This window comes from Bacillus sp. NEAU-CP5 (assembly GCF_026420705.1).
Taxonomy (GTDB): domain Bacteria; phylum Bacillota; class Bacilli; order Bacillales; family Bacillaceae; genus Bacillus; species Bacillus velezensis.
Window position 1 is genome coordinate 305,206 of sequence record NZ_JAPMOV010000004.1, and the last position, 20,762, is coordinate 325,967.

Below are 20,762 nucleotides of genomic sequence, written 5' to 3' on the forward strand. Positions count from 1 at the left end.
AAACTGAATCCGGCGGGATTGTGACTGGTAATGCAGGCAAGACCTAAAATTTGCGTACATGAAAAAGGGATTATGCTGACCTTTTTCGTTGGCGAATTTTAGGTCTTTTTTGATTTTAGAAAGGGGGATACATCATGAATTATCAAGAAACGGCAAAACAGCTTATCAAACATATCGGAGGGGAATCAAATGTCATCAGCGCGACACATTGCGCGACGCGGCTCAGGCTCGTCATTCAAGATGAACAGAAGATCAGCCAGGCCGGCATTGAAGAAATAGAAGGCGTAAAAGGGGCTTTCAGCAGCTCGGGGCAATATCAGATTATATTCGGCACCGGCCTCGTGAATAAAGTGTATGACGCTTTTTCAAAAGAAGCCGATTTGGGGCGGGAAGATCGTGAGACACATCAGGACGCAGCGAAAAAAAAGCTGAATCCGGCCGCAAGATTTGCGAAGACACTGTCTAACATATTCGTTCCCATCATTCCGGCTATCGTGGCAAGCGGACTTTTAATGGGGCTGCTTGGCATGATGAAGGCTTTTCACTGGGTGTCTGAACAATCATCGCTGTTTAAGCTTTTAGACATGTTTTCAAGCGCGGCGTTTATCTTCCTGCCCGTATTCATCGGGTTCAGCGCGGCGAAGGAATTTGGCGGTAATGCCTATCTCGGTGCCGTGCTCGGGGGAATTATGATCCATCCGGCGCTTTTGAATCCGTGGGGGCTTGCGGATGCATCGCCTGATTTTATGCAGCTCTTCGGCTTCGACATTGCGCTGCTCGGCTACCAAGGGACGGTCATCCCCGTACTGTTAGCCGTTTACATTATGAGCAAAGTGGAAAAGGGCACGAGAAAAATTGTGCCTCACGCATTCGATTTATTGGTCACGCCGTTTGTCACGGTGATTGTCACAGGATTTATTACCTTTATCGCAATCGGTCCGCTTGGCAGGGCGATCGGATCAGGCATTACCGTCTCGCTGACATATGTATATGATCATGCGGGCATTGTTGCCGGACTGCTTTTCGGCGGTCTTTATCCGCTTATTGTGCTTACCGGTGTGCATCACAGCTTTCATGCGATTGAGGCCGGCCTCATCGCTGATTTGGGCAGAAACTATATCCTTCCTATCTGGTCGATGGCGAATGTCGCTCAGGGCGCGGCGGGACTGGCTGTATTTTTCCTGACGAAAAAAGCGAAAATGAAAGAAATCGCTCTGCCAGCCGCATTCTCCGCTTTTCTCGGCGTAACCGAACCAGTCATTTTCGGTGTGAACCTAAGGTACCGTAAGCCGTTTATCGCGGGAATGATCGGCGGAGCGCTGGGAGGAGCCTATGTCGTGGTGACCGGCGTCGCCGCCAATGCCTACGGTCTGACCGGAATTCCGATGATTGCCATCACGGCTCCGCTCGGTTTAGGAAATCTTATAAACTATCTGATCGGAATGGGCATCGCCTCTGTCTCGGCGTTTATTGCCGCTTATATTATGGGAGCTAAAGAAAAGGAGGCCGTCAAATGAGGACACCGGATCAAGAGCTGCGCCTGCAGGCTGAGGAAGCGAAAAAGAAGCGGGGAGAAACAGCCGCGTCAGATCCATACCGCCAGAACTATCATATTATGGCGCCGGTCGGGCTTTTAAATGATCCGAACGGCGTGATCCAATGGAACGGCGTATATCACTTGTTTTTTCAATGGCAGCCATTTCATACGGGGCATGGCGCGAAATTTTGGGCGCATGTGACGACGAAGGATTTCGTTGAGTGGAAAGAGGAAGAAATCGCGCTTGCGCCGGGTGAGTGGTATGACAAAAACGGCTGTTATTCCGGAAGCGCCATCGAAAAAGACGGGCGGCTCTGCCTGATGTACACAGGCAATGTCCGTGACGAAGAAGGCAATCGGGAAACGTATCAATGCCTCGCCGTATCCGAAGACGGGATCGTATTTGAAAAAAAAGGAGTCGTCGCGCGTCTCCCGGAAGGCTATACCGCTCATTTCCGTGATCCGAAGGTGTGGAAGAAAGACGGAGCGTATTACATGGTGCTCGGCGCGCAGACAGAAAAGCTCACCGGAAGCGCTGTATTGTTTACATCAGAGAACTTGACGGATTGGACGTTTCTCGGTGCGATTGCGGGGGCGGACTCCGGCGGTCTCGGGTCATTCGGCTATATGTGGGAATGTCCCGACCTGTTTTCCCTTGACGGAACCGACGTGCTGCTCGTATGTCCGCAGGGGCTTGAAGCCGACGGGATAAAATATCATAACAGCCACCAGGCGGGCTATTTCCTCGGCAGGCTGCATACAGAGCCGCCAGAGTTTAAGCACGGTGAATTTACGGAGCTTGACAGAGGATTTGATTTTTATGCGGCGCAGACGCTGGAAGATGATAAGGGACGGAGAATTCTGTTCGCGTGGATGGGCGTTCCGGATCAGCATGAGGACAAACATCCGACACATGCGTATCACTGGATTCACTGCTTAACGATGCCGAGACAGCTGTCACTGTCCAACGGCAGAATCATACAGCGCCCGCTCCCGGAAATGAAATCACGCCGCACGGATGAACAAAAGCGCCGGCTTCAATTGAATTGCTCGTCTGTAAGCCTCCCGGTGAAAGATGCGTCCCGGGCTGAAGTGCTGCTGGAAGACATCACTTGCGAATCCGGTTTTGAAATCTCAATTCGGGGCGCAGCCCGGTTTATATTTCATCAGGAAGAGGGACTGGCTGTGCTGGAACGCACCGCTTTCAGCGGAGAAGAAAAAGAAACGAGAAGCTGCGCCATCAGCGAGGTGCATTCCGTGCAGCTCTTTCTGGATGCATCCTCGATTGAATTGTTTTTGAATGATGGAGAAGAGGTATTCAGCGCCAGATATTTTCCTTTCCCGGGAAATGATGACGTAACCGTCACTTCGGTAGGAAAAACGGAAATAAATGGCTCAATTTGGACACTTTTGTAGAAAATCGTTCTTTTTTCTTATGTGAAACCTATGCCATCTGTGCTATTCTTCAAACGAAAGCCTATGATTCCAGGAATAAAAGGAGTTGTTTTCTCAGTTTTGAAAAATCAGAAGATGACGCCGAAATGTTTACTTGTCAAAGCCGCAGAGCAAGTGGAAGATAAGCGGGAAGAATATAAAGAAGTATTGCTTCAGCTGAATCGCATGCTCAAGAGAGCTGAGCCGCACAATGAATGGAGTGATCGGCTAATGCATACATATGAACAGATGAAGGAATATGCGCTATTTGTGCAGTCTATTGAGATGTTTTTGCGGTCATCCGCGAAAAAAATGAAATAATCCCCCTCGATCATGAGGGGGATATTTATTTTATTTTCCGCTAAGGCGCATCGCCGAATGTTTAGTCGGTCCGATGTATTGGTTCAGCGGGAAGGATTCTTTGATTGCCGCGGTGATAAATTCTTTTGCCGCATAGATGGCTTCCTTCACTTCAGCGCCTTTGGCCAGTTCTGCCGTCACGGCGGCGGAGAATGTGCATCCGGCTCCGTGCGTGTAAGGTGTATCAATCATTTCGCTTTCTAATACTTCCGCGGTTTCTCCGTCATACAGCACGTCGATCGCTTTTTCATGTTTCAATTTGCCTCCGCCTGTAATCAATACATATTTCGCGCCGAGTTCGTGAATTTTCTTGGCCGCTTCTTTCATGTCTTCCACTGTTTTTAATTCATCCATACCGCTCAGCTGGCTTGCTTCAAACAGGTTTGGCGTGATGACGGTTGCCAGCGGGGCCAATTGGGTGCGAAGCGCTTCGGCATGCTCCGGATACAGCACTTCGTTCGCTCCTTTACAGACCATGACAGGATCGATAACGACATTCTTCAGCTGTTTTTCTTTAATCGTTTTCGCCGCAAGCTCTATGATCTCCACGGTAGGGAGCATTCCCGTTTTCATGGCGTCTACGCCGATTCCGTCAACAATCGTCGCCAGCTGTGCGCGAATCGTATCGGCATCGATCGGAAATACTTGATGATCCCAGCTGTTCTCCGGATCCATCGCTACGATCACGGTCAAAGCCGTCATTCCGTATACGTTTTTTTCTTGAAATGTTTTTAAATCGGCCTGAATTCCCGCGCCGCCGCTGGAATCAGAACCGGCAATAGTAAGTGCTTTGTGCATTGACATATCAATGGCCTCCATCAGTGTTTTATATCTCATTATAGTTAGATTTTCTTCCGATCACAATACGGAAGGCTTGGAGGAATGATTTGACAGCCGCGGGGGATGTGCGTACAATACCTACATAAGAATACTAGGTAAGGGTGAGAAAATAAATGCTCAACAGGGAGCTTGTAAAGGGAAGCACGGTCATTCTGGTGCTGACGCTGCTGAATGAACGGCCCATGTACGGGTATGAACTTGTGAAAGAAATGGAGAAAAGAAGCGGGAATGAACTGCAAATGAAGGAAGGCACGCTGTACCCATCGCTTCATAAGCTTGAACGACAAAGCTATATTTCTTCTTACTGGGAAAAGCAGACCAAAGGGCCGGACCGAAAATATTACCGGATCACCGATGAAGGAAAGACCATTCTAGCCGAACGGACGAAGGAATGGAATCTGTTCTCTGCTCTGATGGACCGGATGCTGAAGCGGGGCGGGCAGAATGGATAAAGACCTTTATGTGCAGGAAATCAGAAAAGGGCTCGAGGGCAAGTCCGGAAGCCGTGAATTATTAAAAGAAATCGAAAGCCATATTCATCATGCCATTTGTGATCATCTGGAAAAAGGCAAAACTGAAAGCGAAGCGATGGCGCTTATTCTGCGGGAAGTGGGGACTCCGTCTGAGATTATCTCTGCTTTTCAAAAAGCTTCGGCGATGCCCGCGCGGACTTTTATGCTCTTTTATCTGTTCTGCAACTGCGGTCTTTTTGTGATGGGGGCGATGATTACGATGATGCACGCGTGGCGGATTCATCCCGCTGTTGACGCGCTGTGGAAAGGGATTTCCGTGTCAGTATGGCTGATTATGATCAGTTATGTGCTGTATTGGTTCCAGACGGTATGGGCTTCAATGGTGCCGAATCTATGTTTTATGTTTGTCTTTTTGTTCAATCTGGTTCCGGCTGGGCTGTTTCCTTCGGCGGTCACACCGAGTTTTGCGGCAGTATGCGCCGTTGTGACGGTATGTTTTCCGTTTTGCGGCAAAATAGGTTTTTACGCAGGCAGGCAGAGGCTTGCCTGATCTTTTTCACTATATACATAGGTAATCTATATAGGGGTGTTGAAATGAGATTAGGTTCGTGGATGTACGGCGCGTGCGCCCAAATAGCCGTTACCGTATTTACCGTCTGCGGCTTGGTTCTTGCATTGCCCGTTGTAAGTCTTTTTATTATGGTTCTGAATGGGATGCAGGACGCTATTTTTGTTGTTTTCAGTATTTTGCTTCTTCTATTGTTTTATGCGCTGGGATGGATTTGGGCCGTTTCGTTTGCGCGTGAGTGGAAGGTGAAACTTTTCGAGCTGCAGATCAGTTCGCTCATTCCGCTGGCGGGTATATTATACTTGTACATTGACAGCGGGGTGAGTATACCGGAACTGATTCATGATTGGGATGAGGATGGATGTGCGCTTGTCCCGCCGGCTTTTGTCTGCTTGTGCACATGCTATGCGATGGTGTTGGTGCCTGTTTATCAATCAAAACTTTGGAACGCCATGGAGGCGGGCAGATTTAATGCCAAGGCGGTATGCACTGTTTGGGGAGACCTTCTGATCATTCTCGTTTTGCTGGCGGGCATGACCTGGATTTGTTTCTGAATGGGCCGAAATCAAAAATCCCCCCTGATCTCTCCGCCGCTTTATGTTTTAATAGAACATGAGAAAAAGCAGAAGGAGCGGGTCATGAATATATCAATTGTCATAGTCACGTATAACCGGATTCCGGCTTTGTGTGAGCTGCTGGAGTCGATTTCCATGCAGACCATAAAGCCTTATGAAGTGATCATTGTAAATGATGCCGGGGAATCGGTCGAACAAGCGAAGCAGCTGTACAGCGATCTGCCGATTCAGATTATTGATTTAGAACAGAATGCCGGACATGTGGAAGCGCGGAACGCAGGTGTGAAAAAAGCGTCGGGTGATTATATCATGCTGTCCGATGATGATGATTTCATTACGCCGGGCCATTTGGAAAGAATGGCGGCTGCACTTGCTGATGCGGATTTTGTCCATTCTGACGCGGAAATTGTGTCATTTGAAGAACGGGGCGGCACGAGATACCCGGTGTCACGGAAGCCGTTCGCTTATACGGCGGATTATGCGGATATGCGGGTATTTTCCACGTACGTTCCGTCAGGCAGCATGTACAGGCGTTCTCTGCATGACACGTTAGGGTATTTTGATCCGGATGTCCATAATTATTGGGACTGGGACTTCTATTTGCGCGCCGCAAAACAGCACCGTGTGAAGCGTGTTCCTTGCGCGAGCGTCATATATGCGTTTTTTGAGGGAGGCGGCAATCAGTCCGCGGATCTCGGCGGCAAACGGAAGCGGTACTTAGACCGGTTAAGCGAAAAGCACGGGCTTGGGGAGCTCCCGACGAAAAACTTCGCGGTTCTTCTTGAAGAGCCGGACATGAAGAGGCGGGAGGCGCCGACTGACATTGTGTGGGACGGAAAGCCCGTCCATTCAAGACTGCAAAATTCATAGGGGGGACGGACAGTTTGAAACAGCTTTTAAAAGACAGCTGGTGGAATCAGCTGAAAGATGAATTTGACAAACCGTATTATCAAGAGCTGAGAGAAATGCTGAAACAAGAATACAGCAGCCAAACGATTTATCCTGACAGCCATGATATTTTTAACGCCTTGCATTATACGCCCTATGAGGATGTAAAAGCGGTCATTCTCGGACAGGACCCGTATCATGGGCCAGGACAGGCGCACGGGCTTAGTTTTTCCGTTCAGCCCGGGGTCAGACAGCCGCCGTCTTTGAAAAATATTTTCATAGAGCTTCAGGACGATATCGGCTGCTCCGTACCGAACCACGGATCGCTCGTCAGCTGGGCGAAGCAGGGAGTGCTTTTGTTAAACACAGTGCTTACGGTTCGCCGCGGTCAGGCCAATTCCCACAAAGGCAAGGGATGGGAGCGGCTCACTGACCGCATCATTGATGTGGTGAATGAAAGAGAGAAGCCGATTGTCTTTATCCTGTGGGGGCGTCACGCGCAGATGAAAAAAGAGCGCATTGACACATCGAAACACATTATTATTGAATCGACTCATCCGAGCCCGTTTTCGGCAAGGAACGGTTTTTTCGGGAGCAGACCGTTTTCCCGTACAAACGCCGCCCTTGAAAAAATGGGGGAGCAGCCGATCGATTGGTGCATCCCCGACCTGCCGCAATAAACGGTTTTTTTGAGGCGCTTCCGCCCGGCGGAAAGCGCCTTTTTTGGCGTTCAGGGCGATATTGCCGTCAGAAAACAAACTCAATTCTGCGATTCGCTCAGAAATTTGATAAAATGCAGGAAGAAGACAAATTACTGCTGGAGGATTTACTCATGAACATACATATCTCTGCTTTGATTCAGAAGATGGAAGAAGAACTGAGGCAGGCGAAAACGGCGACCCGCACCGAGGAGGTCAAAATGCACGCGGCCGCCATCCGCTCTCTGTGTGATGTCGTGCTCGGCACTCAGACGCACACCGCTCCGGCGCCTGTGCAGAATCCGATTCCGAAAGCGGCGCCGAAACCTTCCGCGTCTCCTTCGACAGACCCGCTGCTGCTTGAAAAAATGATGGGCAGCGCCGGGCTGAACCAATATCAGAAAAAAGCGAAAGACGAACGTGAGGAAGACGGAAACGGGGATTCCATTTTCGATTTTTAACAGGAGAGGTTGATTGACTTGAAACTGATACTCGGGGGTTTGCAATGGACGGCATTTATGATTGCGGCTGCGATTGTAGTTCCTGTCGCCATCGCACAATCATTTCACTTGAACCATGCCGATTCTGCCGCATTGATTCAGAGCACATTTTTTGTGCTTGGCGTCGCCGCGGTCATCCAATGTCTCCAGGGACATCGTCTGCCGATTAATGAAAGCCCGGCAGGCTTATGGTGGGGCGTATACACGATTTACGGCGGACTGACTGGCACGGTGTTCGCGACATTCGGCGAGACGCTGCGGGCGCTGCAGGGGGCGCTGTTATTAAGCGCTGTCTTTTTCTTTTTGTTCAGCCTTTTTAAAGTGATTGAACGGCTGGCCGTGCTGTTTACGCCGGTTGTGACCGGTGTGTATCTGCTGCTGTTGGTCATGCAGCTGAGTCAGCCGATTGTGAAAGGCCTTTTGGGCATCGGCTATTTAAAAAACAGCGTCGACGGCCTTGTATTCGGGCTCGCCATGGTTGTGACGGCGGCGATGTTCATCATGTCCCGATCGAATGTTACGTTCTTAAGACAGTATGCGATTCTCCTTTCGCTTGCCGGCGGATGGATCTTATTCGCCGTCTTCGGCGCTGCCAAACCGATTCAAATACCGGACCGCGTGATTCAGCTGCCGGCTCTTTTTCCGTTTGGAAAACCCGTGTTTGACAGCGGCCTGATCATTACGTCACTCTTCATTACCGTGCTTTTGATTGTCAACATGCTCGCAAGCATCCGGGTTGTAGAAGCGGCGGTGAAAAAATTCGGCGGCACCGTCGGGAAGCGGCGTGAGCGTCCGGCAGGGTTTGCGGCTTCGATCAGCCACCTTTTGAGCGGACTGTCAGGGGGTATTGCGCCTGTGCCGATTTCAGGGGCGGCCGGTTTTATTGAGACGACGAAGCTTCCTTCGAAAAAGCCGTTTCTTTTGGGAAGTGTATTTGTCATGATCATCAGTATGATCCCGCTATTTATGAATGCGTTCGCGAGTCTGCCCTCACCGGTCGGATTTGCGGTAAACTTCGTCGTTTTCTCCACGATGGCGGGTCTTGCCTTTACAGAGTTTGACTCTTATGAGAAAGCGGAGCAAAAACGAATCCGCTCCATTATCGGTCTGGCGCTCCTGACGGGGGTCGGCGTAATGTTTGTGCCGGAGAGCGCGTTATCGGGGATGCACCCGATCCTGATTTCGCTCTTAAGCAACGGTCTTGTGCTCGGGACGCTGCTGGCGATAGCGATTGACCGAATCCAGCTTATCAAAAAGAAAAAATCCGACAATCTCGTGTCATCGGACGGCGGACGTTGAATTTTGCCGATGTTGGGTTATGATTGAATTGGAAACTTTAACGAAAAGGCGGGAGAAAAATAGATGAAAGTGTTTATTATTCTTGGTGCGATTAACGCTTTATTGGCCGTGGCGCTGGGCGCTTTCGGCGCGCATGGGCTTGAAGGGAAAATCCCCGATAAATATTTGCAGGTGTGGCACACAGGCGTGCAATATCATATGTATCACGCGCTCGGTCTTCTGGCTGTCGCGTTTTTGGCCGAAAAGCTCTCTGGCGCAGGCAGTGTTTCTGTTGCGGGCTGGCTGATGTTTGCGGGCATCGTTCTGTTTTCAGGAAGCCTGTACGTATTGAGCGTGACGCAGATTTCCATTCTCGGCGCGATTACACCGCTCGGCGGGGTGGCGTTTATCATCTCTTGGATTATGATTATCGTCGCGGCCGTCAAATATTTATAAAGAAAAAAAGCCAATCCTCTGTCAAGTGAGCGATTGGCTTTTTGATTTATCTCGGAGAATAAGAAGACATGGAGTACGGATAAGTATAAGCGATTTCCTCATCAAACGTGATGTAATCAAGGTAAATGGTCAAAAGCAGATAGCGGGTGCCCGTTTTCGGATCGCTGATGATGATATGGTCACGTCCCGCCGCCTGAATCACACCGCGGAAAATCTTTGAATTCCATTCTTTGCTGTTTTCAAATGTCATATAAATCGTCGCCGTTTTGCCCCGGTTCAACCGCAGAATATTTTCAATGTATGACTCTTCAATCGGCAGCATGCCGGGAACGTTTTGTGACGATGATGGACCTGACGGGATTTGAAAGCTGCCGCCGCCCTGCTGCTGCGGCTGACCGGGGAACCCCCCGCCGAAGCTCTGCTGGCCTTGCTGCATCGGCATTGTCATTTGCTGCTGCATCGGCATCATTTGTGATCCTTGGCCCTGTGGCTGCGGATAAGGGTTAGGCCCGAGCTGCGGCTGGTATCCTTGCATATCCATTCCCATCCCCATCCCTTGCATTTGCTGATATTGATTCTTTTTCGGTTTCATATTGTTCCTCCTTTGATGAAAACCTCTTGATGCTGAAACCTCCTGAAAAGTATCAGACAGCCGACAGAGAGGCTGCTGTTTTTATCTATTCCACCATATGAGCCCAAAGAAAGATTTATGCGGAAAAAGAAAATACGCTCCAATAAGTCCGGACATCAGAGCCGGCTTTTTTTGTGCGCGCAATGCTGACTTTTCACATAATAGTCTGTATTCCTATCGCATCTTCCGCATAAGGAACATATGATAGCGGTAGTTTCAGGTGCGAAAAGGGGGTGACGAGTTGCCTAAAGTGTCAGTGATCATGACGAGCTATAACAAAAGTGACTATGTGGCCCGCTCTATTAAAAGTATTCTGTCTCAGACGTTTACGGACTTTGAGCTGTTCATTATGGATGACAACTCAAATGAAGCGACATTGGCGGAAATACGTCCTTTTCTCACGGATGACCGCGTCCGGTTTTATCAAAGCGATGTATCGGGCGTCAAAGAAAGAACGGAAAAAACACGCTACGCCGCCTTGATTAATCAGGCAATAGAAATGGCGGAGGGCGAGTACGTGACGTATGCGACCGACGACAACACGTATGTGCCGGAACGGCTTGAGAAAATGGTGAAAGAGCTTGATGAAGACCCGGAAAAAGCCGTCGTGTATTCAAGTTCCAAAACCTATCATCTGAATCAGCGGAAAGAGACGGTGAAGGAGACGGCCAGGCCCGCCGAACGGATCGTGTGGAACGCGCCGTGCGCCATTGACCATTGTTCGGTCATGCACCGGTTTTCCGTGCTGGAACAGGTCAAATCGGCATTCGGTTCCTATTGGGATGAAAGCCCCGCGTTTTACCGGATCGGTGACGCCCGTTTCTTCTGGAGAGTGAATCATTTTTATCCGTTTTACCCGATTTCTGAGGAGCTTGATATCAATTATATTACCGATCAATCCATCCATTATCAGCTTTTCGCGGCGGAGAAAAACGAGTTTGTGAACAGCCTTCCGCAGCAGACCACGTGCCGGGAGCTGAGGGAATCATTAAAAAAGCTTGGAAAGGGGTGAGGGCTTGTCGGCATACTTAGCGAACTATTGGGTGCTGTACCGGCAGTATATTGACCTTTTTCAGTCACTTCGCTACAAAGACATCCCGCTCGCATTGATCAGTAATTTTTATCAATATATCAGTCCGGCGCTTCGGGAGAGCATGGAGCAGAACCCAGAGCTTTTCGGTCCGGCTGATCAGCATATTACTGAAACCGGTATACAGCCATATTATGATCAAAAAAGGCAAAACATTAAGAAAACAGATGAGAAACCGGTAAACGGAAAAGTCATTCTGCATTTCGATCATCTTCGGTTCACCGAGGGAAACTACCGGCAGTTTGATCCGGCAAAAACAGCGGTACTGGCCAGATGGAGTCTGCCTGACCATTACGGGCTGCCCGTTATCTGCAAATTGGAGCTGACGGAAATAGGGCAAAAAGGGAACCCCGTCCCTTATATTGAAAAAGCCCATTCCATTTTGAAAGAGCTTCACAGCCATCCCGCTTTCGGAAACAGAGAATTTCAGGAACGTTTGTATAAAGACATTCCATTATTTATTGAAGCGATTGATGCCGTTGATATTTTGTTTACGGCCGAGAAGATTTCCGCCGTTGTAGTCGGCACGACAGAGGATATTTACAGCCGTGTGCTGGCGCTGATGTCCGCGAAAAAAAACGCCGTCAGCATCTGTCTCCAGCACGGAGCGCTCATGGGAGATGAAGCGTTTCTGCCCGTATTTACGGACTATCAGGCTGTATTCGGGGCTTATGAAGCGGAGTGGTATAAAGCAAAAGGGTGCAGGGATGAACAAATCATCATCACGGGCCATCCCCGTTTCGACGAGATTTTCTCAAGAGAACCGATAGATCAGGATACGTTTTACCGCAAACTTTCTTTTCTCCCGTCACAGCGGACGGTGCTGATCGCCACGCAGCCGTTTTCTGATGAATTTTATACGGGAGTGCTTGAAGAGCTTGCCGGCCAAAAGAACATGCAGCTCATTATTAAACCGCATCCGTGGGAAATCGGCAAAAACAAGCTGGATGCTTACAATCAGGTGCTGCGGAAATATAAAGCAGGAAAAATCATCAAAAAAGAGATGGAGCTGTATGACATTCTCCCGTATGTTGACGCTGCGGTGACTCAGACATCAACGGTCGGTCTTGAAGCGATGCTGTTTCAAAAGCCCGTGCTGATCGGAAAATCAGCGGGAACCCGCAGATACCCTTATTATCACTCACTTGGAGAATTTGTCTTTGAGGACCCGCAGGCACTCGCTCAGGAATTAATCCGGATATGCGAAAGCCCCGCAGAATATCAAAAAGCGGAACAGGCGCGCCGTGCTTTTGTCGCCGCGAACTACCCGGTTCAGGATTCGCTTGCCGCTTTATGCCAAGTGCTTCAGGAAAAAACCGGAGTCAGCTTCAGACGGGTTGACCCTTCATAAAAAAGATAGGAGCGCAAAGAAAATGGTGCAAAAAAGATCAGCTTTTCTTCCCTATTCATTGCCCATGATCGGGAAGGACGAAATTCAGGAGGTTATTGATACGCTTGAATCGGGCTGGCTTTCAAAGGGACCGAAAGTAGAGGCGTTTGAAAAAGCCTTTGCTGCCTGGACGGGAGCAAAGCACGCGATCGCGCTGAACTCATGTACCGCCGCTTTGTTTTTGGCCCTGAAAGCGAAAGGGATCGGTCCCGGCGACGAGGTCATCACGTCTGCCGTGACGTTCAGTTCAACAGCCAATACAATCGTGCACACAGGCGCCGTTCCGGTGTTTGTTGACATCGATCCGCTTACGCTGAATGCGGACCCTGAAAAAATTGAGGCGGCCGTCACCCCGCGGACAAAAGCGATTGTACCCGTTCATTTCGCCGGCCAGTCATGTGATATGGATCGGATTCTGGCCATCGCCGAAAAGCATCAGCTGTTTGTCTTAGAGGATGCCGCACATGCCGTGTATACCACGTATAAACAGAAAATGATCGGATCAATCGGTGATGCGACGGCATTCAGCTTTTACGCGACAAAAAACCTGGCAACCGGTGAAGGCGGCATGCTGACGACGGACGATGACGGGCTTGCCGATCAAATCAGGGTGCTCAGCCTTCACGGCATGAGCAAAGGCGCGTGGAACCGCTATTCTTCAAACGGAAGCTGGTACTACGAGGTCGAAACGCCCGGCTATAAAATGAATATGTTTGATCTTCAGGCAGCGCTTGGGCTTCATCAGCTGAAACGGATTGACAGCATGCAGCAAAGAAGAGCCGACATTGCGAGACGCTACCAGGACGCCTTCAAACACATGAAAGGGCTGACCATCCCGCATGTCAGTGATGACGGGCGGCATGCATGGCATCTGTATGTTCTTCAAATAGAGGAGCAGGAGGCCGGGATCAGCCGGAACGATCTGATTTCCGCTTTAAAAGACCAATATAATATCGGCACAAGTGTTCATTTTATTCCGGTTCCGTTCCATCCGTATTATCAAAAAACGTACGGGTATAAGGAAACTGACTTTCCGGCCGCGGCAGCGTATTATCACCGCACCGTGTCACTCCCTCTTTATCCGTCAATGACAGATGACGACGTTGAATACGTCATTGCAGCCGTTACGGATATCGTCAAAGGGGCTGATTAGGTGTACAGACTGAGGGAAAATCTTGCGCAGGACATGATTCATGCCTTCCTGCATCAGAAGGGCATCCAGCCGGAAGCCTATGAATCGTCACTCTGTTTATTGGAAGAAAACAGCCTTCAAGGCGTGATTTTATATGAAAACTCTTCGTGGGAAAGTCAATTGTTCCGAAAAAATATCATCAATGTGAAGCTTGCAGCCGCAAACAGCACCGGACAGCTCAAAAGGCTGTTTCAGGAATTTTACGCGGCAAGGCGGGCGGCCGGCACTGATTTTATATTTATTAAAATACCGGCTGAAGATATCGGGGCGATGCAGGTCGTTCAGCAGCTTCCGAACGCTTATTTTGTAGGGAGTCTGCTCAAGCTCGTCAGTCCGGTGCGTGTATATAACAGCACGCCGCCGTTTGAGATTACAGAAGCCGGACCCGGCGACACAGAAGCGATCAGCCGGCTGGCCCGCGACGCCTTTACAAAAAGCAGGTATTACCAAGACCCCCATCTCAGCTATGAAAGTGCAAACCGCCTGTTTGAAGAGTGGGCGCGGAATAACGCGGAAGGCAGAGCTTCGTTACAATTCGCCGCCACATATAAGGGAGAGACCGTGGGCTTTGTTCAGGGGCTGTCTAAAGGCGATGAATTCGTCCTTGATCTGATGGCGGTAAAGCCGGGATTTGAAGGAAAAGGAGCGGGATTCCATTTAGCGGCGCACGTGATTGAACAATCATTGCGCTTTCAGCATAAGACTGTATCAGCGGGAACGCAGCTCCACAATGTAAGAGCCATCCGCCTGTATGAAAGAATGGGATTTAAAGCGGATGCGTCCTATTACTACTATCATGTGTGGCCCGGAAAGGAGGCGGACTGATGGCATCATGCAAAATCGGAACGAAGTCAATCGGCGAAGGTTCGCCCGTATTCATCATCGCCGAAGCCGGAATTAATCATGACGGAAAACTGAGCCAGGCGTTTGAATTGATAGATGCGGCCAGTGAGGCCGGCGCGGACGCGGTCAAGTTCCAAATGTTTCAGGCTGACAAAATGTATCAGAAAGACCCAGGCTTGTACAAAACCGCTGCGGGAAAAAACGTCTCTATTTTTTCTTTGGTGCAATCAATGGAAATGCCCGCCGAATGGATCGAACCGCTGCTTGAATATTGTAAGAAAAAAGGCGTGCTGTTTTTAAGCACGGTATGTGACGAAGGCTCTGCCGACTTACTGTATGCGACTTCGCCTTCAGCCTTTAAAATCGCCTCCTACGAGCTGAACCATCTGCCGTTATTGAAATATGTCGCAGGACTGAAGACACCGATTGTCTTTTCCACCGCGGGCGCTGATATTTCAGATATTCAGGAGGCTTATCAAACCATTACCGGCGAGGGGAACACAGAAATTGCGATCATGCATTGTGTGGCGAAATATCCCGCGCCGCCTGAATACAGCAATCTGAGCGTCATTCCCATGCTTGCCGCCGCATTCCCGGATGCAGTGATCGGTTTCTCCGATCACAGCGCCCATCCGTATGATGTGCCGTGCGCGGCGGTCAGGCTCGGAGCGAAACTGATTGAAAAGCATTTTACGATCGATAAAAACCTGCCCGGTGCTGATCACTCCTTCGCCCTCAATCCGGATGAATTAAAAGAAATGGTTGCGGCGATCCGCTCGGTTGAAGCGGAGCTGCGGCAGGGGCATCACGCTCCGGTGCCGGAAGTGCTGTCGGGAAGCTCCCATAAAACCACGACACCGATTGAAGGAGATATCAGAAGGTTCGCTTACAGAGGCATTTTTTCAACAGAGCCGATTCAAAAAGGCGAATATTTTACGGCTGAAAACCTTGCCGTCCTTCGTCCCGGTCAAAAACCGCAGGGGCTCCACCCGAGATATTTTGAGCTTTTAACTGACGGCGCGCGTGCGGTCAGGGATATCCCCGCCGACACGGGCATCACTTGGGATGACCTTTTGACGAAAGGCAGCCCATATGATGACTGACATTTTGTTTATCATTCAGGCGCGGATGGGAAGCGGGCGTCTTCCCGGCAAAGTGCTGAAACCGATCGGCGGGTATACGATCCTCGATATGATTGTCAAAAGGGTTCGGCAAAGCGCGTATTATGATCAATCACGGGATAATCTGATTGTCGCCTCGTCTGACAGCAAGACCGACGACATTCTGTCTGCGCACTGCCTCAGCAAGAACTACCGTGTGCACCGCGGCAGCGAACAGTGTGTGCTTGACCGGTTTGCACAAGTCATCGAACAAGTAAAACCGGACATCGCAGTCAGACTGACGGGGGATAACCCGTTTGTCGACCCTTCGCTGCTTGATTTTCTGATTCAATCGCATTTAGATCAGCACGCAGACTACACGTATATTTGCGGTACACCGCTCGGCATCGGCGGCGAGGCGGTAAACGCGCGCCTTTTAACAGAGATCAATGCCGACAAAACGCTGGCGGACAAATATCAGGAACATGTCACCCTTTTGATAAGAGAATCTCCTGAGAGGTACCGGCTTCTCTTTCCTGAGCCCCCGCAGGAACTCCGGGCTCCTCACTTGCGGATGACCGTCGATACAGAAGAGGACTACAGGCTGGCCCGCGAGCTGTACGTAAAAGCGGGCTCGCGTCCTGATATTCCGGCAAAAGAATTGATCCATCTGCTGAATCGTGACCCGGAGCTCAGGGCCATTAATCAAATGATCCAGCAAAAAGAGGCTGATTAGCATGCGGGTTTTGATTTTCGCGGACGGGGGCCGTGACATCGGCATGGGGCACGCGGTGCGGATGAAGCTGCTTGCCGGTGCCATTAAGAACAATTGCTCAATAACGTTCTACACAAATAAAGAGGCTTCTTCTTATCTGTCTTCTGATCAATGGGAAGTGATCATCAAGCCTGACAAGGGACAAAAGGAATTTATTGTCCGGGAAATAAACAGGCAGGCTCCTGACCTTCTCATATTCGATCTGCTCGATATGCCGTGTGACCGGTTAGAGGAAATCAAAAAGCATTCATCGGCGCGCATCGTCTTATTTGAAGAAAAACGGGAACATGTCATTCATTTATGCGATGCCGTTATAAACGGCATTTACGGAGGGCTGAAAAGCCGGACGGTTCAAATGGGCAGCGCCGCGGTATATGAAGGCCCGGAATATATCATTCTTCATCCGGGTTTTGAAAAAGCCAAACAGCTTTATCAGCTGAGAAAAGAATGCCGGACCATATTGGTTTCATTAGGAGGAAGCGACCCGAAGAAGCTTGTCTTTAAAGTGATGGAAGCATGCCGCCGCATCCCCGTCATTCAGCGAAAACGAGTGATCATCGTCATGGGCGGCGCCGCGCCTCATGCTGATAACGTGCGCGCGCATCTTACACAAATGCCGTATGCCGAGATGGTAAGGCAGACAAATGACATGGCCGCGCTTCTTTCGAGGGCTGATATGGCCGTCGTGTCCGGCGGGATCACTTTATATGAAACCATTTGTACAGGTGTGCCCTGCATTGTACTTTCTCAAGTGGAGCATCAAACTGAGACGGCGGAAAAATTCGCCGCACGGGGGGCCGCCGTTCACCTCGGCCTTGGTGAATGCATATCAGCGGACGTTCTCGCACGGCATATGTCTGACATGGCCGCTGATTATCCGCTGCGGACCGGACTTCATCAAAACGGAAAGCCGCTGGTTGACGGCAGGGGCATCAAACGGGCGGCGGCGATTCTTTATGATTTGTGATAAAACCACACGTAAGGAAGTGTTCATGTGAAAGGTGTTATCTTAGCCGGAGGCACCGGCTCACGCCTTATGCCGCTGACAAAAGCGGTCAATAAGCATTTACTCCCTGTCGGTCCATATCCGATGATTTACTGGTCGATCATGAAGCTGGAAGAAGCGGGGATTACAGATATCTTGCTGATTACGCAAAAAGAATATATTCCGCAATTTCATAAACTTCTCGAAACCGGAGAAGAGCTCGGCGTCTCAATCACATATCAGGTTCAGCCAGCCGCATCCGGCATTTCCGACGGTTTATCATACGCAAAGCGGTTTACCGGGCGCGATCCGTTCGTTCTGCTTTTGGGAGATAATATTTTTGAAGATTCATTAAAACCTTATACGGAGCGTTTCGCAAAGCAGGGAAAAGGAGCAAAAGTGCTGCTGAAAGAAGTGGACGATCCGGAGCGCTTCGGCATCGCCGAGATTGATGAGGAAAACAAACGGATCAAGTCGATCATTGAAAAGCCGGAGCAGCCGCCGACCAGACTATGCGTCACAGGGATCTACATGTACGACGCAGAAGTGTTTTCTTATATTGAACAAATTTCCCCTTCAAAACGCGGCGAACTGGAAATTACGGATGTCAATAATTTATACATTGAACACAGTGAGCTGACGTATGATGTGTTAACGGGCTGGTGGGTGGATGCGGGCACGCATGAATCGCTCTACCTCGCCGGAAGCCTGGCGCATCAGGCATTACAGAAAGGACAGGAGCATTAATCATGCCAAAATCATATTTAATTACAGGGGGCGCCGGATTTATCGGCCTTACCTTCACAAAGATGATGCTGAAAGAAACAGATGCGCAGATTACCGTCCTGGATAATCTCACGTATGCAAGCAGGCCGCTTGAAATAGAAGCCTTAAAAAAGAACGGCCGTTTTCGTTTTATCAAAGGTGACATTTCTAAAAAAGAGGACATTGACAAAGTCTTTTCCCAAATGTATGACGCTGTCATTCATTTTGCGGCTGAATCCCATGTGGACAGAAGCATAAATCAGGCAGAGCCGTTCATCACAACAAATGTAATGGGCACATACCGACTGGCGGACGCAGTGTTACAGGGAAAAGCCGGCAGGCTGATTCACATTTCCACAGATGAGGTGTACGGAGATTTGGCGCCGGATGATCCCGCTTTTACAGAGACGACGCCGCTTTCTCCGAACAATCCGTATTCGGCCAGCAAGGCAAGCTCAGACCTGCTCGTCATGTCTTATGTGAGAACCCATAAGCTTCCTGCCATTATTACAAGATGCAGCAACAATTACGGGCCGTACCAGCATCATGAGAAAATGATTCCGACCATTATCAGGCATGCCGTAAACGGCACGCCGGTTCCGCTGTACGGCGACGGGATGCAGATCAGAGACTGGCTGTTTGCCGAAGATCATTGCCGCGCCATTAAGCTCGTGCTGGAAAAAGGAACACTCGGTGACATTTACAATATCGGCGGAGGAAATGAACGGACGAATAAAGAGCTTGCGTCATTTATCATGAAGGAGCTCGGTGTCGAGGAACGGTTTGCTCATGTCGAAGACAGAAAAGGGCATGACCGCCGTTACGCCATCAATGCTTCAAAGCTGAAAAATGAGCTGGGGTGGCGGCAGGACGTCACATTTGAAGAAGGAATGAGAAGAACCATTCGCTGGTATACAGACAGCCAAGACTAATCGGAAAGAAGGGGATCCGATTGACGAAGGTATTAGTAACCGGAGCGGCCGGCCAGCTGGGGCGGGAGTTATGCCGCCAGCTGAAGCGGGAAGGGTATGAAGTGATCGCCTTGACAAAAGCGATGATGAACATATCCGACCAGCGTTCGGTGCGGCACTCGTTCAGCCATTACAAGCCGGATATCGTCGTCAATACGGCGGCATACACCTCCGTTGACAAATGTGAAACGGAGCTCGACAAAGCGTATTTAATAAACGGAATCGGCGCTTATTATGCCGCGCTTGAGGCTGAAAACACCGGCGCGAAATTCATTCACATCAGCACCGATTACGTCTTCAGCGGCAAAGGAACACGGCCATACCAGACCGATGATCCCGCAGATCCGGGCACGATTTACGGAAAAAGCAAAAAACTCGGCGAAGAACTGATCCGGTTAACGGGAAAAAACCACACCATTATCAGAACATCGTGGGTGTACGGCAGCGGCGGGCACAACTTTGTCAATACGATGCTGAAACTTGCGGATACACATGATCAGGTGCGTGTCGTTAACGATCAAGTCGGAGCGCCGACGTATACAAAAGATTTAGCCGAAACGGTGATCGGTCTGTTTGACAGGCCGCCGGGCTTATACCACGCCGCAAACAGCGGAGTGTGCAGCTGGTATGAATTCGCCAAGGCTATTTTTGAAGAAAGCGGCAGAACCGCCTCCGTGCTGCCCGTCACGACGGAGGAATACGGAAACGAGACGCCGCGCCCCGCTTACTCGGTGTTGAGTCTTGAGTCGATTGAACGGCAGGGGCTCGGCATGAGGCATTGGCGGGAAGCGCTGCAGGATTATTTACAAGGGGAGGGACAGTGCAAGTGATCGAAGGCGTAAAAATCAAAAAGCTGATCAAACACAGCGATGACCGGGGTTTTTTCTCAGAACTCGTCCGTGACGATGAACATCTCTTAGAGCGTTTCGGGCAGGCTTCCTGGTCCAAAAGCTATCCCGGCGTCATTAAAGCGTTTCACTATCATGAGAAACAGGATGACCTGTGGTTTTTCCCGACGGGCCACGCCCAGGTCGTGCTCCATGACCTTCGCGAAGAGTCGGCAACCAAGGGAGAAACGGATGTCTACTACATGGGAGAAGACAATCCGATGCTCCTTCTCATTCCCAAAGGCGTCGCACACGGGTACAGAGTGCTGGGCGAAACCCCGCTGACCATTATTTATTTCACTACAATGTCCTACAATCCGGATCAGCCTGACGAAAAAAGAATTCCGTGGAATGATGAAACCATCGGATTTGACTGGCAGACGGCTCACCGATAGCGCACAAGACGAAGACAGCGGATGTCTTCGTTTTTGTGTTTTTGTTGACTTTGATATGAGTAGAGCCAGTGAATAAGATACGACCGCCCACTATATCATGATTGCTGGCCTGAAGGACAATTTCATCAAAA

At 49.9% G+C, this 20,762-nt stretch carries 24 protein-coding genes; 22 read left to right on the forward strand and 2 right to left on the reverse strand.

Annotation, left to right across the window (positions count from 1 at the left end; translation table 11 throughout):
* Positions 1-134 precede the first annotated feature (134 nt).
* The 3 genes from OTK50_RS14260 (at position 135) to OTK50_RS14270 (ending at position 3,292) form a co-directional block, all read left to right on the forward strand.
* Positions 135-1,517, forward strand: coding sequence for a sucrose-specific PTS transporter subunit IIBC (locus OTK50_RS14260; protein ID WP_020958006.1), 1,383 nt, complete (start codon positions 135-137; stop codon positions 1,515-1,517).
* Positions 1,514-2,953, forward strand: coding sequence for a sucrose-6-phosphate hydrolase (locus OTK50_RS14265; protein ID WP_224223898.1), 1,440 nt, complete (start codon positions 1,514-1,516; stop codon positions 2,951-2,953). The genes OTK50_RS14260 and OTK50_RS14265 overlap by 4 nt, the downstream gene beginning before the upstream one ends.
* 63 nt (positions 2,954-3,016) lie before the next feature.
* On the forward strand, positions 3,017-3,292 hold the full coding sequence (locus OTK50_RS14270) for a hypothetical protein (protein ID WP_042635591.1): 276 nt from the start codon (positions 3,017-3,019) through the stop codon (positions 3,290-3,292).
* Positions 3,293-3,322: 30 nt separating this feature from the next.
* Here the strand turns inward: OTK50_RS14270 and OTK50_RS14275 are convergent, their stop codons facing one another.
* Complete coding sequence (locus tag OTK50_RS14275) at positions 3,323-4,135, reverse strand: bifunctional hydroxymethylpyrimidine kinase/phosphomethylpyrimidine kinase (protein WP_003150959.1); 813 nt, start codon at positions 4,133-4,135, stop codon at positions 3,323-3,325.
* Positions 4,136-4,284: 149 nt separating this feature from the next.
* On the opposite strand from OTK50_RS14275, the gene OTK50_RS14280 reads away from it, so the two are divergent.
* From OTK50_RS14280 to OTK50_RS14315, 8 genes are all read left to right on the forward strand, one after another.
* Positions 4,285-4,623: a PadR family transcriptional regulator gene (locus tag OTK50_RS14280; RefSeq protein ID WP_007614551.1), complete on the forward strand. Its 339-nt coding sequence runs from the start codon at positions 4,285-4,287 to the stop codon at positions 4,621-4,623.
* Complete coding sequence (locus OTK50_RS14285; protein WP_224223897.1) at positions 4,616-5,194, forward strand: permease prefix domain 1-containing protein; 579 nt, start codon at positions 4,616-4,618, stop codon at positions 5,192-5,194. The genes OTK50_RS14280 and OTK50_RS14285 overlap by 8 nt, the downstream gene beginning before the upstream one ends.
* Before the next feature lie 44 nt (positions 5,195-5,238).
* Entirely contained in the window at positions 5,239-5,766 is a 528-nt protein-coding gene (locus tag OTK50_RS14290; protein ID WP_038460283.1) for a hypothetical protein, read from the forward strand.
* Positions 5,767-5,850: 84 nt separating this feature from the next.
* Positions 5,851-6,657, forward strand: a complete 807-nt coding sequence (locus OTK50_RS14295; RefSeq protein WP_224223896.1) for a glycosyltransferase family 2 protein — start codon at positions 5,851-5,853, stop codon at positions 6,655-6,657.
* Positions 6,658-6,671: 14 nt separating this feature from the next.
* Positions 6,672-7,355, forward strand: coding sequence for a uracil-DNA glycosylase (locus OTK50_RS14300; protein WP_012118732.1), 684 nt, complete (start codon positions 6,672-6,674; stop codon positions 7,353-7,355).
* Entirely contained in the window at positions 7,328-7,834 is a 507-nt protein-coding gene (locus tag OTK50_RS19865; protein ID WP_317985572.1) for a YwdI family protein, read from the forward strand. The genes OTK50_RS14300 and OTK50_RS19865 overlap by 28 nt, the downstream gene beginning before the upstream one ends.
* An 18-nt stretch (positions 7,835-7,852) precedes the next feature.
* On the forward strand, positions 7,853-9,172 hold the full coding sequence (locus tag OTK50_RS14310; protein WP_021494757.1) for a purine/pyrimidine permease: 1,320 nt from the start codon (positions 7,853-7,855) through the stop codon (positions 9,170-9,172).
* A gap of 63 nt (positions 9,173-9,235) precedes the next feature.
* A complete protein-coding gene (locus tag OTK50_RS14315; RefSeq protein ID WP_003150969.1) occupies positions 9,236-9,607 on the forward strand; it encodes a DUF423 domain-containing protein in 372 nt (123 codons plus the stop codon).
* A 46-nt stretch (positions 9,608-9,653) separates the two neighbouring features.
* Here the strand turns inward: OTK50_RS14315 and gerQ are convergent, their stop codons facing one another.
* Positions 9,654-10,199 carry a spore coat protein GerQ gene (gerQ, locus tag OTK50_RS14320; RefSeq protein ID WP_007614539.1) on the reverse strand — a complete coding sequence of 182 codons (546 nt, stop codon included), beginning with the start codon at positions 10,197-10,199 and terminating at the stop codon, positions 9,654-9,656.
* A gap of 280 nt (positions 10,200-10,479) precedes the next feature.
* Here gerQ and OTK50_RS14325 point away from each other — a divergent pair, with 280 nt between their 5' ends.
* From OTK50_RS14325 to OTK50_RS14375, 11 genes are read left to right on the forward strand one after another with little or no spacing between them, the layout of a single operon-like run.
* Entirely contained in the window at positions 10,480-11,250 is a 771-nt protein-coding gene (locus tag OTK50_RS14325) for a glycosyltransferase family 2 protein (protein WP_003150972.1), read from the forward strand.
* 4 nt (positions 11,251-11,254) lie between these two features.
* On the forward strand, positions 11,255-12,679 hold the full coding sequence (locus tag OTK50_RS14330) for a CDP-glycerol glycerophosphotransferase family protein (protein WP_224223895.1): 1,425 nt from the start codon (positions 11,255-11,257) through the stop codon (positions 12,677-12,679).
* 22 nt (positions 12,680-12,701) lie between these two features.
* Positions 12,702-13,871, forward strand: coding sequence for a DegT/DnrJ/EryC1/StrS family aminotransferase (locus OTK50_RS14335; RefSeq protein ID WP_088461836.1), 1,170 nt, complete (start codon positions 12,702-12,704; stop codon positions 13,869-13,871).
* Positions 13,872-14,735, forward strand: coding sequence for a GNAT family N-acetyltransferase (locus OTK50_RS14340; protein ID WP_032875796.1), 864 nt, complete (start codon positions 13,872-13,874; stop codon positions 14,733-14,735). It begins immediately after the preceding gene.
* The gene (locus OTK50_RS14345; protein WP_088461835.1) at positions 14,735-15,856 is read left to right on the forward strand and encodes an N-acetylneuraminate synthase family protein; all 1,122 of its coding nucleotides are present in this window, start codon (positions 14,735-14,737) and stop codon (positions 15,854-15,856) included. Before OTK50_RS14340 ends, OTK50_RS14345 begins: the two co-directional genes overlap by 1 nt.
* A complete protein-coding gene (locus OTK50_RS14350; protein ID WP_170930480.1) occupies positions 15,849-16,589 on the forward strand; it encodes a cytidylyltransferase domain-containing protein in 741 nt (246 codons plus the stop codon). Before OTK50_RS14345 ends, OTK50_RS14350 begins: the two co-directional genes overlap by 8 nt.
* Position 16,590: 1 nt before the next feature.
* Positions 16,591-17,595, forward strand: coding sequence for a PseG/SpsG family protein (locus OTK50_RS14355; protein WP_088461833.1), 1,005 nt, complete (start codon positions 16,591-16,593; stop codon positions 17,593-17,595).
* Between the two features lie 27 nt (positions 17,596-17,622).
* The gene (locus tag OTK50_RS14360; protein WP_003150981.1) at positions 17,623-18,360 is read left to right on the forward strand and encodes a sugar phosphate nucleotidyltransferase; all 738 of its coding nucleotides are present in this window, start codon (positions 17,623-17,625) and stop codon (positions 18,358-18,360) included.
* A 2-nt stretch (positions 18,361-18,362) separates the two neighbouring features.
* Entirely contained in the window at positions 18,363-19,310 is a 948-nt protein-coding gene (rfbB, locus tag OTK50_RS14365) for a dTDP-glucose 4,6-dehydratase (protein WP_020957994.1), read from the forward strand.
* 20 nt (positions 19,311-19,330) lie between these two features.
* Positions 19,331-20,179 (forward strand): dTDP-4-dehydrorhamnose reductase, encoded by an 849-nt coding sequence (gene rfbD / locus OTK50_RS14370; protein ID WP_038460264.1) that lies wholly within the window; start codon positions 19,331-19,333, stop codon positions 20,177-20,179.
* Positions 20,176-20,631, forward strand: a complete 456-nt coding sequence (locus OTK50_RS14375; RefSeq protein ID WP_033574365.1) for a dTDP-4-dehydrorhamnose 3,5-epimerase family protein — start codon at positions 20,176-20,178, stop codon at positions 20,629-20,631. The genes rfbD and OTK50_RS14375 overlap by 4 nt, the downstream gene beginning before the upstream one ends.
* The last annotated feature ends 131 nt before the right edge of the window (positions 20,632-20,762 follow it).